The sequence below is a fragment of the Aerococcus sp. HMSC10H05 genome (genome assembly GCF_001806975.1).
GTDB classification, from domain to species: domain Bacteria; phylum Bacillota; class Bacilli; order Lactobacillales; family Aerococcaceae; genus Aerococcus; species Aerococcus viridans_B.
Window position 1 is genome coordinate 72,664 of sequence record NZ_KV786977.1, and the last position, 12,976, is coordinate 85,639.

At 35.3% G+C, this 12,976-nt stretch carries 13 protein-coding genes and 1 other annotated feature; of the genes, 4 read left to right on the top strand and 9 right to left on the bottom strand.

Going from position 1 to position 12,976, the window contains the following annotated elements:
* The first annotated feature begins 196 nt into the window (after positions 1-196).
* On the top strand, positions 197-649 hold the full coding sequence (locus tag HMPREF3116_RS04485; protein WP_070467985.1) for a GNAT family N-acetyltransferase: 453 nt from the start codon (positions 197-199) through the stop codon (positions 647-649).
* Between the two features lie 82 nt (positions 650-731).
* On the opposite strand, the gene yghU is transcribed toward HMPREF3116_RS04485, so the two are convergent.
* Positions 732-1,532, bottom strand: a complete 801-nt coding sequence (yghU, locus tag HMPREF3116_RS04490; protein WP_070467986.1) for a glutathione-dependent disulfide-bond oxidoreductase — start codon at positions 1,530-1,532, stop codon at positions 732-734.
* 138 nt (positions 1,533-1,670) lie between these two features.
* Between yghU and ndk the strand changes: the two genes are divergently transcribed.
* Positions 1,671-2,084: a nucleoside-diphosphate kinase gene (ndk, locus tag HMPREF3116_RS04495; protein WP_070467987.1), complete on the top strand. Its 414-nt coding sequence runs from the start codon at positions 1,671-1,673 to the stop codon at positions 2,082-2,084.
* A 90-nt stretch (positions 2,085-2,174) separates the two neighbouring features.
* On the opposite strand, the gene HMPREF3116_RS04500 is transcribed toward ndk, so the two are convergent.
* The 6 genes from HMPREF3116_RS04500 to HMPREF3116_RS04525 form a co-directional block, all read right to left on the bottom strand.
* The gene (locus tag HMPREF3116_RS04500) at positions 2,175-2,663 is read right to left on the bottom strand and encodes a redoxin family protein (protein WP_070467988.1); all 489 of its coding nucleotides are present in this window, start codon (positions 2,661-2,663) and stop codon (positions 2,175-2,177) included.
* Positions 2,664-2,685: 22 nt separating this feature from the next.
* Positions 2,686-3,630: a homoserine O-succinyltransferase gene (gene metA / locus HMPREF3116_RS04505; protein ID WP_070467989.1), complete on the bottom strand. Its 945-nt coding sequence runs from the start codon at positions 3,628-3,630 to the stop codon at positions 2,686-2,688.
* A gap of 104 nt (positions 3,631-3,734) precedes the next feature.
* Positions 3,735-3,968, bottom strand: a binding site (T-box leader).
* Positions 3,969-4,088: 120 nt separating this feature from the next.
* A complete protein-coding gene (gene mgtE, locus HMPREF3116_RS04510; RefSeq protein ID WP_102199521.1) occupies positions 4,089-5,522 on the bottom strand; it encodes a magnesium transporter in 1,434 nt (477 codons plus the stop codon).
* 75 nt (positions 5,523-5,597) lie between these two features.
* A complete protein-coding gene (locus HMPREF3116_RS04515; RefSeq protein WP_070468017.1) occupies positions 5,598-6,479 on the bottom strand; it encodes an RluA family pseudouridine synthase in 882 nt (293 codons plus the stop codon).
* Between the two features lie 105 nt (positions 6,480-6,584).
* Positions 6,585-7,424 (bottom strand): NAD kinase, encoded by an 840-nt coding sequence (locus HMPREF3116_RS04520; RefSeq protein ID WP_070467990.1) that lies wholly within the window; start codon positions 7,422-7,424, stop codon positions 6,585-6,587.
* Between the two features lie 74 nt (positions 7,425-7,498).
* The gene (locus HMPREF3116_RS04525; RefSeq protein ID WP_070467991.1) at positions 7,499-8,200 is read right to left on the bottom strand and encodes a GTP diphosphokinase; all 702 of its coding nucleotides are present in this window, start codon (positions 8,198-8,200) and stop codon (positions 7,499-7,501) included.
* Between the two features lie 207 nt (positions 8,201-8,407).
* On the opposite strand from HMPREF3116_RS04525, the gene HMPREF3116_RS04530 reads away from it, so the two are divergent.
* Positions 8,408-8,992 carry a CYTH domain-containing protein gene (locus HMPREF3116_RS04530; protein WP_070467992.1) on the top strand — a complete coding sequence of 195 codons (585 nt, stop codon included), beginning with the start codon at positions 8,408-8,410 and terminating at the stop codon, positions 8,990-8,992.
* 165 nt (positions 8,993-9,157) lie between these two features.
* Positions 9,158-9,853 (top strand): DsbA family protein, encoded by a 696-nt coding sequence (locus HMPREF3116_RS04535; RefSeq protein WP_070467993.1) that lies wholly within the window; start codon positions 9,158-9,160, stop codon positions 9,851-9,853.
* A gap of 58 nt (positions 9,854-9,911) precedes the next feature.
* On the opposite strand, the gene pepF is transcribed toward HMPREF3116_RS04535, so the two are convergent.
* Positions 9,912-11,708 carry an oligoendopeptidase F gene (gene pepF, locus HMPREF3116_RS04540; protein ID WP_070467994.1) on the bottom strand — a complete coding sequence of 599 codons (1,797 nt, stop codon included), beginning with the start codon at positions 11,706-11,708 and terminating at the stop codon, positions 9,912-9,914.
* Between the two features lie 68 nt (positions 11,709-11,776).
* Positions 11,777-12,874: a competence protein CoiA gene (locus HMPREF3116_RS04545; RefSeq protein WP_070467995.1), complete on the bottom strand. Its 1,098-nt coding sequence runs from the start codon at positions 12,872-12,874 to the stop codon at positions 11,777-11,779.
* Positions 12,875-12,976: the final 102 nt, after the last annotated feature.

Sequence of the window (12,976 nt, forward strand, 5' to 3'; positions counted from 1 at the left end):
GCTATCTTATTTAATCCTCGTTTTGTTGGGCTAGACCTTGATAGTTGTATGACAGATCATTAAATATGCCTTTCTATAATACCATATGCGTCAAGTAATTTAAAATTGCAAATTACATAATTATTATGCATGCTTGTGTTATAATGATGCTATCATTTTCAGCACTAAGTTCATTTTGTATTGAAGGAGCAATGGTATGAAGACCGTTTGGACCAATGATATTCATTCAGAGTCCTATAGGGACGCTTTAAAAGTTAGAAAAGGAGTCTTCGTAGACGAACAAGGTATCGATATTGACGAAGAAATCGATAAGTATGAAGCTGATTGCTTGCATATGGTTGGCTATAATAGTGATAACGAACCTGTTTATACAGCACGTTTACTCGCATTAACACCCAATGTTGCTAAATTACAACGTGTGGCGATCGACAAGCATTACCGTGGTCAAGGTTTAGGCCGTGAATTAATGGCTGTTGTGGAAGCTAAAGCACTTGAAGAGAATTTTTCACAAATTATTTTAGGTGCACAAGAACATGTGATTGGTTTCTATGAAGCAATCGGCTTTGAAATAATGGATACACCTAAATACATGGATGCAGGTATAATGCATGTCGATATGGAAAAAAGTATCAACAGTATCAATAAATGAGTGCTAGAATAGCACTTCCCAATCAAAAAAGCTGCCCTATCAACAACGAATAGGCGCAGCTTTTATTCTATGATTATTCTATTTAAGCTTCATCTAGAGATTTATACTCTACTGCTAAAGCACGTTTAACAGCCGGACGATCATTAATACGATTCGCCCATTCAACCACATTTTTATAAGATTCAGCATCTAAAAATTCTTTAGAACCATCATACAGTTCACCTAAAACTAAGCGACCATACCACGACCAAATTGCAATATCTGCAATCGTATACTCATCACCAATAATATAATCACGATCGGCTAATATTTGGTCTAATAAATCTAATTGGCGTTTTGTTTCCATTGTATAACGATCAATTGGGTATTTTAATTTTTCAGGTGCATAATTAAAGAAATGACCAAAACCACCACCAACAAATGGCCCAGCCCCTATTTGCCAAAATAGCCAGTTCAATGTTTCTGTTCGACCATGAATATCTTTAGGAATCAAATGCCCAAATTTTTCAGCTAAATATAATAAAATTGAACCAGATTCAAAGATATTTAAAGCTGGTTGTTGACTTTGGTCTACTAATGCTGGAATTTTAGAGTTTGGATTGATTTTTACAAAATCAGAACCAAATTGATCACCCTTACGAATATTAATTAAGAATAAATCATATGCTGTATTTGAAACACCTAAATCTTTCAATTCTTCTAGCAAAATAGGAATTTTAATACCATTTGGTGTAGCTAATGAATATATTTGTAAATCAGTTTCACCGACTGGCAATGTTTGTTCAAAGCGGCTACCGGCAGTTGGGCGGTTACCACCTAAATTTTTGCTTTCTGTTGCTTCATTTTCCCAAGTCCAAACACTTGGTACAATATATTCACTCATTGAATCGCTCCTTCTTAAACACTATTTACTGCCCTAAATATACCATGACAAATTAGGAAAAGTTAAATCATCCGCTCATTTTCACTAGCAAATTTACGTAACTATCATATAATATAGAATTAAAGGAGGCTATTCACTATGCCTAAACAAAAAACTTTTATTATGTTGAAGCCTGACATATTAAAACGTGGCTTGATGGGGACCATCATTTCGCGCATTGAAGATAAAGGCTATCAAATTGAACGCGCCCAAATCATGGATTTAGATAAACAAATGATAGCACATCATTACGCCCATTTATTAGATGAAGATTTTTATCCTAAACTTGAAGCTTATATGCTTTCTGGCCCAGTGTTTGCCATGGTAGTAACTGGTGAAAATGTCATTACTGGCATGCGCCAATTGATTGGTGCGACCGATCCAAATGAAGCTGAATCTGGTACTATCCGCGCTGATTTCGCCAAGAATGTGACAGAGAATGCTATCCACGGTTCGGATACTGAAGAAAATGCGGCTATCGAAATCACCCGTTTCTTCAATAGTTATGAATAATTAACAAAAAAGAGCTTTCACTAGCCAGTTATCCCAGATACTATTGGAGATTAGCCAGTTAGTGAATGCTCTTTTTTATCATTATAATTTTTATACTAATTGGTCAGCTGCGGAAAGAATAGCGTCATAATTTGGTTCATCACGCATATCTGTCACAATTTCTATATATTGAATTTGATTTGTATCATCTACTAACAAGACTGTTCTAGCAAGTTTACCATACTCCACCATTTCAAGTCCTGAGGCTTTTGCAAAGTGACCTTCCTGATCAGATAGGTACGTCATATCGACATTATTGGCTTGGCACCAGTTGGTAATATCAGCAGGATCATTATTACTAATGGTTAGTATTGGATATTTTCTTTCTTTGGCAAGTGCTGCAAAACGATTTGTTTGTATATCACAAGTCTTGGTATTAATATCAGGAACGATAGAGATGACCGTTAACCCTTGAATAAAGTCTCCCAATTGAACAATTTCTTGATCACGGTTTAATAAGTCTACTAGGGGAAGTTGATCCCCCTTTTGTAATGGTTGTCCTGCTAAATGAATGATTTGATCGCCTCTTTTAATTTGCATACTATTCTCCTTTTCTCATTTCTTAAGCATCTTTCTTTTCTTGCCAAGAATCACTAATTTGTTCAATCACAAATGGGGTCACCTGATAAACATAGTAATTCAACCAATTGGCATATATTGTGTTAGCTGCTGTTCGCCATTTTAATTTTGGTGTCTTCTCTGGGTTATTACCGGGATAGTAATTTACTGGTAGATCAATTGGTTTACCAGCCTCAACATCTCGTTTATATTCTTTACCTAGTGTTTCAGCATCGTATTCCGCATGTCCAAAAATGAAGACGAAGCGTGAGTCAGTAGATTGCGCAATGGAGACACCGGTTTCTTCAGATCCAGCTAAAATTTCTAAATCTGCTGTTTCTTCAAATGCTTTTGTGGGCACCGTTGTGTGACGAGAATGTGGCATATAGAAAATCTCATCCATTCCACGAACTAACGAAACTTTTTTATCTCTTAACTCTTGCTCGTAGATACCAAATAACTTCTTATTTAAAGGTTTTTTTGTAATACCATAATGGTGATAGAGGGCTGCTTGCGCTCCCCAACAAATATGTAAGGTTGAGAATACATGATTATTTGACCATTCCATAATTGAAACCAACTCATCCCAATAATTCACCTTTTCAAATTCTAAATGTTCAACTGGTGCGCCTGTAATAATCATCCCATCAAAGTAGCTATCTTTAATTTGATCAAAAGTGCGATAAAACTCTTTTAAATGATTTTCAGAAATATGCGCAGCTTGATGAGATTGCATATGAATAAAGGTCACATTCACTTGTAACGGTGAATTACTTAATAAACGCAACAATTGCTCTTCTGTTGCTTCCTTTGTTGGCATTAAGTTGACAATAACCACTTCTAAAGTACGGAAGTCCTGCATAGTGGCACGACGTTCATCCATAACAAAAATGTTTTCTTGGGTTAATTTTTGTAATGCTGGTAAATCTTGAACTACTTTAATTGGCATTGAAATTCCCTCCATTTATCGCGATAAATAGTATCATTACTACCCTGATATTTTCCTTATTATTCTTCATCTCATAAAAAAAGTCCTTATAATACATACAGTATTATAAGGACGTTTAGCACGTGGTACCACCTTAATTCACGAACTCAAGGTTCGCCTCATTCGTACAGTCATACGAAGATAGATTATCGACTATCAATCGCAAGTGCTAAAGATTACATCATTCTACACTTGTCACTCCCAGACCATTTTCAATTGAAGTACTTGTACCTGCTCCCACCATATACAGGCTCTCTGTGCCAAATTTTCCAATTTACTTATCTTTTCAACGTGAGTTGTTTTTATTTTTATCATCAAGTTCTTATACTTATATAATCAAATATTAAAACAATCTATTCAAACTGTCAACCGTTATTGGTTATACCAATACTTATAAATAATAATCATTTAAGTGAACATTAGTGTAGAAAATTTAAGAATTGTGAAGCGATTGTAAAGTAAATTAATACTGACGTTAAGTCAGATAATGTTGTAATAAATGGTCCTGACGCAACAGCGGGGTCAAAACCTAACTTGTCCATTAAAATTGGAATCAATGACCCGGCAAGGTTTGCAACTGTGATAGCACAAAGCATCGATACACCAATTACACCACCTAAAACAAAGTTACTCTGCCAAATACCTACAACCAACATAATCACCAAGCCAGTTACGCCACCCGCAATTAGCCCTGTCAGAATTTCGCGTAAAATCATTGATCCCATAGTAGAACCTTCATCTTCTGGCGTAGCTAATTTACGAACTGCAACCGCTAATGACTGTGTACCGGCATTCCCTGATGTACCAGTAATTAGGGTAATAAATAACGATAAGGTTGCTACTTCTGATATCATATCTTCATATTGACTAATTAAGGTAGATGTCCCCATTCCTAGGAATAGCAAGGTAATCAACCAAGGTAAACGTGACTTCGCAGAATTCCAAGGGGAAGAATATTGCTCATCTACGTCTACCCCTGCTAAACCAGAGTAGTCTTGCATCGCTTCATCATTTAGAACGTCAATAACATCATCAACGGTTACAATACCAATCAATTCCCCTGTTTCTTCCACAACAGGAACAGCTAGGAAATCATAATCTTGGATTGTACGAGCAACATTAATTTGATTTTCATTAACATCCACCGATACAACACGATCGGACATTAACTCGTTAACCATCACATTACCATCATTCACGATCAAATCGCGAAGAGAAAGTACACCGACTAAACGGTTATCATCATCCACAACATAAAGATAATAGATAGTTTCCGCATTCGCTGCTTTAGCCCGCAACATCGTCATCGCTGACTTAACAGTTTGATTAGTTGTAATCGAAACGAATTCAGTGGTCATAATTGACCCTACCGTCTCATCTGCGTAATGCATCAACACTTTAATATCATCTGCAGCTGCTTTGGGCATCATATGCATATAGGTTCGTACTTTTTCCCCATTTAGTTCGTTTAAAATATCTACTGCATTGTCAGTATACATGTAGGAAAGAACATCTGCTGCATATTTATCATCCATATCATAGAGAAAAGTCAAAATACGGTCATGATCGTCTTCATCAATAATATCGTAAACTTCAGCCAAATCTTGCGGTGCTAAGTATTCATGTAACTTAATCCTCTCAGCTGGCTCCAATGAGAGATAAAGCTTTGCTTGGTCATAAGTATGATTTTTAAAAAATTCTTCTCTAAAACTTTCTTGATCATTATGTTGTAACGCCTCTGTGATACTTTCGTAGATTTCTTCATCTGTTGGTTGATTCAACTCAAAGATTTCTACTTCTTCATTTGCTGTTTCTCGATAATCTGAAACTTGTTTATCTTCATCGCGACTCATATTCTCACCCCTATGTCATTTGTGATATGTATAGTTTCTAGCTTTTTCAACGCATGCAACCCATTTTATTATAACCTATAGGTCAAAGCAAGCAGAAATATCTTCTGGCAACGGTGCCTCAATTTCAACCACTTCACCTGTAAATTGGTGTTTAAACTTTAAAGATTGACAATGTAAAGCTTGCCTTTGAATACCAAGTCCCATTTGCCCCCCATACAAGTCATCGCCAATTAAAGGTGCACCATTAAACGCAAAATGCACCCGTATTTGATGGGTGCGCCCAGTATGCAACTGTACTCTATACACTTTTAAATAACCCACTTCTTTAGACAACCAGTACTCTGTTAAAGCAGATTGTCCTGATTCATGGACACGTCTTTCAATAATTGAACGTGGACTCCTCGCAATAGGATCATCAATAAAACCGTGCTCAACATCACTGACCTTGCTATCTGTAATGGCAAGATACGTCTTTTCAAGCCCTTTTTGTTGCATTTGTTGGTCAATTAAACCATGTGCAAAAGCATGCTTAGCAAATAACATAACACCACTAGTATCACGGTCTAATCGCGTCACTACATGAATCACTTGGTTATCATAATTTTGTCGTTGATAATACGCTTTTAAAATGTTGGCCATAGATCCCTGTGGATTATATTGAGAGGGGATCGACGTAAATCCTGCTGGTTTATTGACTGCAATATAGTGGTCATCTTCAAACAAAATATCGATTGGTAAATGAATGGCCTCAATCATTTCTTGTTTTCCTTCATTCGGTAAAATGACCGTCACTTTATCGCCGACGGTCAATTGGTGACGGACATTTTTTTCTTGCCCATTTACTAAAATTTGACCTCCCTGAAATTTAATACGAGACAATAATCGTCTAGATATTCCGTGATGTTTCAAGAAGGTACGCGTTAACAAAGCTTCTTCAGCCTGCCATTCAAATACCATCATAAAAAATTGTCGACCTCTCCTTATTCCCTATACTAACTATTTTACCCTGAATTAAAATTAAGCTTAAGCTTAATTATTTTGATGTATTTATTTGATTTTTTCTTAATATTCTTCTTTAGGTAATTTTCGCTTTGGATAGTCGTTAATACCAATAAATGAATTTTCTACCCTATCCCAGAAATGCATATGACGGTAACGGGCAAAGTGCACCCGTTCCTTAGCTACCCGATACGTAATTTTTTCGACATTATTCAATGGTATATTTAGGTGATCTAGCGAAAGAAATACCCCTGTCATTTCATGCTCTTTAGATGGCTTCAAAACAATCCATTCATCTTTAGCAATCAGTAATGGACTTGCCAAAGACCGATAAACGCGATTATTAATAGAAGCAATTTCAGTCATTTGAATGGTATCTAAACGCGGATGGACAACCGCTCCCCCTAAAGATTTATTTAAACCAGTTGACCCTGTTGGCGTCGAAATGCATAAGCCATCCCCTTTGAAAAATTCAAACTTCTCTTCTTTAATAAAAATTTCACAGGTCATCGTGCCTTCATATCTTCTAATGGCAGACTCATTTAGGGTAATATGACGTATCACTTGTCCATCACTATACTGAATTTCTACTTCAAGCAAAGGATACGAGACACTTTCTCCAGAGTCATTACTCAAAGCTGCTAAAAATTCTGGTAATTCACTTTCTAGCCAATCTGTATAAAATCCAAGATGACCAGTGTGTATCCCCACAAAGCGAACAGTATCCAACTGATCTGCATAAGTATGGAACGTTTTTAACAGTGTCCCATCTCCGCCAACTGAAATGGCTAATTCAGGATTTACATCATCCAATTCAAACCCTGAATTGATACAAGACGCAAAAATCATATCGCGAATTTTTTTAGAACTTTCAGTGTCACTATATCGAACTGCCACTCTCATCTATGTACCCTCCACAATTGATTTTCTGTAACACGTCTACACACTTCCTATCTACTATAATCTATCAAAATATCCTATAGAGATGGCTTATGATTATCTTCTTTTCGATTATCTACTGAATTTGAAAGTTTCGTGTGTTGCATACTTTTTGAACTTTTGGTATGAAAATACTTCTGCGCTTCCTTAATTTCCTCACGAATTTCAGACATTTCTTCATCCAAACGAAAAGCCGCCTCAGCCGCTCTTTCAAGTCGTTGATGTAGTGCTAAGGGATAATCTCCAGCATATTTATAGTTCAACGAATGTTCAATGGTCGCCCAAAAATTCATAGCTAACGTTCTCACTTGAATTTCCACTAAGATAGAATCCGTACCTGTAATTCTTTCAATTGGATAAGCAATAACGATATGATATGACCGGTAACCACTTGCTTTCTTATGACTAATATAATCACGTTCAACAATAATGTCAAAATCTTTACGTTGATGAAGAATTTCAACCACGTGATAAATATCCTCTACAAATTGGCACATAATTCGGATACCACCGATATCTTCTATCACAGTTTCAATATTATGCGCGTTTAAGTCAGATATTTCTCTAAATTCAGCTTTCCTTAAAATACTGTCAGGTCTCTTTACCCGCCCAGTAACGAATTCGATTGGAGAATGGAGATTTGCTTCTTCAAACTCAGTACGAATCCCTTTAAACTTTACTTTTAATTCCTCGACAGCCTGTCGATACGGCGCAAGAAAACTATGCCAATCTTCCACCATTTGGTCACCCACTTTATTTAATTTACTTTCACACACATCCTGTATATTCTATCACAAAAAGGTATGATTTATAACAAGTAACGCAAAGATATCAATCATCCTTTGTCTTTTTTTAGTCAAAAATGCATCATACCGCTAACCTCTTTTATTGTAAAAAATATGTAAACCTTGATATACTAAAGTTGAATAAGGAAAAGAGGCGATCCAATGGCAAGAAATTTAGAAATAGAATACAAAAATTTATTAAACCAAATAGAGTACGAGAAACTATTTAAACATTTTGGCTTTGAGGAAACTATCCCCCTAGTACAGGAAAATTTCTATTTTGATACTGCCAATGGTGAATTAGCTAAACGACATATCGGCCTACGTGTCAGAATTACTAATAGCTATGTACATTTAACGATGAAACAACCTGTTAAAGATCATCAAAAATTAGAAACTACAGAAAAGTTAACTAAAAGTGATGGAGATTCCATCAAAGAAAACGGTAAACTATCTCATGGAGGAGAAATTGAAACATTCTTAGCCTCAATGGACATCTTGTTGGAAGATTTAATGGTTATTGGTCAATTTAAAACGATCAGACACCAACAAGTTGTCAAAGGACAAGATCTGGTTTTAGATCATTGTTTCTTTACTAATTTTGAAGACTACGAACTTGAAGTAGAAACAAATGACCCAAAAGTGGGACGCTCTTTTTATCAAAATTTACTGAAACAATTTCAAATTCCACAAAGACCAATCAAACAGAAAATTGTTCGTATGCATCAGATTCATGCTGATCTCTAAAGCTAAATTCAACTATACTGTGATTCGTTACTGATAAAAATACAATTTAAGTTGATAGATACAAATAGATTGCAGTTTTAGTGGGACCCTGTTAGAATTGGTGAGAAGTTACGAATACGAAGTAAATAAACAAAATTTTCAAAAATATGAGTAAAGGAGTAAAGTATGGCACAAAAAATTACTGAAAGGAATAACAGTAAAAAACTCACGCCAGGTGCCTGTAAACACAATCATGTGTTTGAAGTTTTCTTATTTGTTAACCCGTTAGGAGACACCTGTTTAAATTGTGAAGAAGAAGTGTTGAATTTTGTACGGCATACAGATAAAAAAGTGTACTTCCGCTTTATTACAACGTCAGATATGCAAACTTTTAACAACTATATTAAAACACTAGATAAACCCTTGTCTTTAAACGACCGTAACAGCTTATATCTTGCCCACCAAGAAGTCTGTAAGGGCTACAAAGCTGCTCTGCTTCAAGGTAAAAAAGTAGGCCGTGAATATTTAATGAAAATTCAAGACTATTTTGGTCGTCAAGGCAATCCTTATTCCAAAGAAAAAATGTTAGAAATAGCAGGGACTACTCGTCTAGATATTGAAATGTGGTTACAAGATATTAACTCAGACCTTACACAAGAAAGTATCATTGTTGATGCAAAATTAGCCCATCAAATGCAAATTTCAGCAAATGCAACGGTTGTTATTTTCGATAACATCAATTACCAGTATGGTTTCAAATTAGAAGAGAACATCACGCTTGATAATTTAGAATATATAACTGATCAGATGATGATACATTCAGAAGAAGATATCAATCAAACATTTGCTAATAAACCGCAATTGACTTGTATCAAAAAATAAAGACAAAAAAGAAGCCGAGAAATTACGGCTTCTTTTTTGTCTTTTCTTTGAATAGTTATTATTTATTTAATAGGAATTTAAGTTCAGCTAGACGCTGCTCAAACTGCGCAAAAGTTTCCTCAATGTAAGTCGCATTCGTCATATCAATTCCTGCCTTTTGCATCACATTAATCGGATAGTCAGATGAACCAGATTTCAAGTAGGTTAAGTACTTATCTACCGCGCCATCTTCACCCTCTACCAACCGTTTAGCTAGTGTATTCGCAGCAGAAAAACCTGTTGCATATTGATAAACATAGTAATTCATATAGAAATGAGGTATACGAGACCACTCTAAAGCAATTGTTTTATCTTCACCAATTGAAGGTCCATAGTATACTTTGTTTAGTTCAAAATAATTTTCACTTAAGAAATCCGCTGTTAGTGGTTGACCCTTAGCATCAGATTCATGCATGAACTGCTCAAATTCCGCAAACTGTGTTTGACGGAAGATGGTTCCTTTTACGCCATCAAGATAGTGGTTTAGAATATAAATCTGTGCATCCTTATCTTCAAGTGTATCTAATAGATATGAAGTTAATAAATTCTCATTTGTTGTAGAAGCTATTTCGGCTACAAAAATTGAATAATCGCCATATATATATGGCTGGTTACTTCTCGTGTAGTAAGAATGCATTGAGTGGCCTAATTCATGTACTAAAGTATACAAGTCATTTAAAGAATCTTGCCAATTTAGTAGGATATATGGATTCGTATCATAGGCACCTGATGAGTATGCACCTGAACGTTTACCTTCGTTTTCGTATACATCAATCCATTTTTCATCAAAAGCTTTCTCTAAATCTTTTAAATACTGGTCACCTAAAGGCGCTAAAGCTTTAAATGTGATTTCTTTTGCTTCTTCATATGTAAATTTAATTGGTGCATCACCAGTCAAAGGTGTATACATATCCCACATTTGCAAGTCTTCAATCCCTAGCATATCTTTTCTCAATGCAACGTATTCGTGTAGTAAATGTGTATTCTTTCTAACTGTGTCTACTAATGTGTCATAAACACTTTCTGGAATATTATTATTATCTAAAGCTTTTTGACGAGCTGAATCGTAATGACGAATCTTTGCTGTATAATTATGTCCTTTTATATTACCGGACATTAATGAAGCATTGGTATTCTTAACACTTTCATAGCTAGCGTAGAGTTGTTTAAAAGCTTTTTCACGCACTAAACGATCAGTGCTCTCTAATAAAACACCATAGGACCCATGTGAAAGCGTCACTTCATTACCATCTTCATCTTTCACTTTACCAAACTTTAAATCCGCATTGTTTAACAGTGAGAAAGTTGAAGATGCATTTCCAAATATCTCACTTGCACCGGCTAACAATGATTCTGCTTCTGGTGATAATACATGTGCTTTTTTAGCAAATAATTCCCGGAAGAAATGACCATACTCAGCATGGTTTTCTAATGCCTTTTGTACATCTTCCGATACTGATAAAACTTCCGGCTCGAACCAAGAAATCTTTTCACTTACTTGTGCAAGTAAAGCACCTGCTTGGCTATTATACGTTAGATATTTGTTATTATTTGTGTCTTGGTCATGTTTTAAGTGCGCATAAACGTATAATGTTTCTAATTCACGACTAACAGCTAAGAGAGCCTCCAATACAGTAATTACTTGATCGACTCCTTGGCCTAAAGTTCCTTGATAAGTCTGAAATGCTTCCGCTTTACTAGGGAACGCTGCTAAGGCAGTTTCAAAAGCTTCGTCATCTGGAAAGATCGTCGTTAAATCCCATTGAAAAGCACTATCTACTTCATTTCTAGGTTTTGCTTCAAAAATTTTTGCCATGATTTGCCTCCATATTTTTAATAGTATTTTCATTTTAACATATGGAGGTTCTTTTCAACATTAATATGCTAACTACTTTCGTAATGCGCAATCAGCCACATCAACCACGAAACAATGATTTCTTTAGTAAAAAAAGGATGCTCAATAATCAATTGTTGATCTTGTAATAATTTAACAAATTGTCCGAAATGCATCTTCTCTTTAGCATCATCATCTTGATGATACATACTGAGATAAACAAGTATTATAGCCCAATCAGCAACTTTTGAAAAAATACTTCTTGCCTGATAAGTAAATAACGCAACCGGTGCGTCTTGTATATAGATATGTCTTTGGTAAATAATTTCTAACACTTTCTTTTGATTAGATGTTGGTCTGACCAATACTTGCTTCATAAAGTGGTTTAAATCTTTAGGTGGGGATAGTTTTATTGGTTGTTCTCCTTCAAACAATAAATGGGTAATAAAATCCCCCTGTTCATAAATATAGTGTTCATTAAAATAGCTAATATATCTTTCTATTGATAAGCAGATTTGTCTTTGGGCCTGACCATATAGATTGAGTGTCAATAAGATAACTTTACTCAATCTTTCATGCCAAAATGGTAAGTATAAACCATATTCATAGGAGTATCTCAAAAAGGGACGTATTGCATTCAAAGTTTTGCTAACAGGAAATATGTTATTCTTGTCGAATATTTTTTGATAGCTTGACTGATAACCTAATAACCACAACACGCGACAATTTACCCTTTGGTAATCAACTTCTCGTCTATATACATCTTCTGAAGAAATCTTCGTATATTGAACTTCAATCGTTAGATTATGACTAATATTTGTTTGGTAAGGTATGTATATATCGGCTCTTCTAAGCTGATTTTCAATCAATACTTCCAACTCACATTCAATATCTAAATCAATCAAATGATTATATATCACAGTTTTTTGCTTCAAATGTATGTCAGATTCATTCACTTTATCATGATCTTTTACTGATCGGGCATAATGAGCAAAATGGGGTCTAGTATCTTTTCCATTTTTAAAATATACCGGTCGTTTGCATTGGCTACAAACGTATTTTTGGTTTATTGGTAGTTTATGACCATTTTCATCTATAAGCTCTTCTGCAAAGACAAATGTGCCATCCTCTTTTTGTGCAAATCTCATCCCTTTGCCTCCCCTCTCAATCTTTTATATACGTTATAGCACATTAAAAGCGTCTTGATATTGTAAAAAAAAGAGGCTGGGACAAAAATACCTCAGCCTCTC

Coding starts and splice junctions, on each gene's coding strand:
- pepF (WP_070467994.1), bottom strand. CDS start 11,708: ATGGCAAAAATTTTTGAAGCAAAACCTAGAAATGAAGTAGATAGTGCT.
- HMPREF3116_RS04525 (WP_070467991.1), bottom strand. CDS start 8,200: ATGGTGGAAGATTGGCATAGTTTTCTTGCGCCGTATCGACAGGCTGTC.
- mgtE (WP_102199521.1), bottom strand. CDS start 5,522: ATGAGTCGCGATGAAGATAAACAAGTTTCAGATTATCGAGAAACAGCA.
- metA (WP_070467989.1), bottom strand. CDS start 3,630: ATGCCAATTAAAGTAGTTCAAGATTTACCAGCATTACAAAAATTAACC.
- HMPREF3116_RS04545 (WP_070467995.1), bottom strand. CDS start 12,874: ATGAGATTTGCACAAAAAGAGGATGGCACATTTGTCTTTGCAGAAGAG.
- HMPREF3116_RS04500 (WP_070467988.1), bottom strand. CDS start 2,663: ATGCAAATTAAAAGAGGCGATCAAATCATTCATTTAGCAGGACAACCA.
- HMPREF3116_RS04530 (WP_070467992.1), top strand. CDS start 8,408: ATGGCAAGAAATTTAGAAATAGAATACAAAAATTTATTAAACCAAATA.
- ndk (WP_070467987.1), top strand. CDS start 1,671: ATGCCTAAACAAAAAACTTTTATTATGTTGAAGCCTGACATATTAAAA.
- HMPREF3116_RS04515 (WP_070468017.1), bottom strand. CDS start 6,479: ATGGTATTTGAATGGCAGGCTGAAGAAGCTTTGTTAACGCGTACCTTC.
- yghU (WP_070467986.1), bottom strand. CDS start 1,532: ATGAGTGAATATATTGTACCAAGTGTTTGGACTTGGGAAAATGAAGCA.
- HMPREF3116_RS04485 (WP_070467985.1), top strand. CDS start 197: ATGAAGACCGTTTGGACCAATGATATTCATTCAGAGTCCTATAGGGAC.
- HMPREF3116_RS04535 (WP_070467993.1), top strand. CDS start 9,158: ATGGCACAAAAAATTACTGAAAGGAATAACAGTAAAAAACTCACGCCA.
- HMPREF3116_RS04520 (WP_070467990.1), bottom strand. CDS start 7,424: ATGAGAGTGGCAGTTCGATATAGTGACACTGAAAGTTCTAAAAAAATT.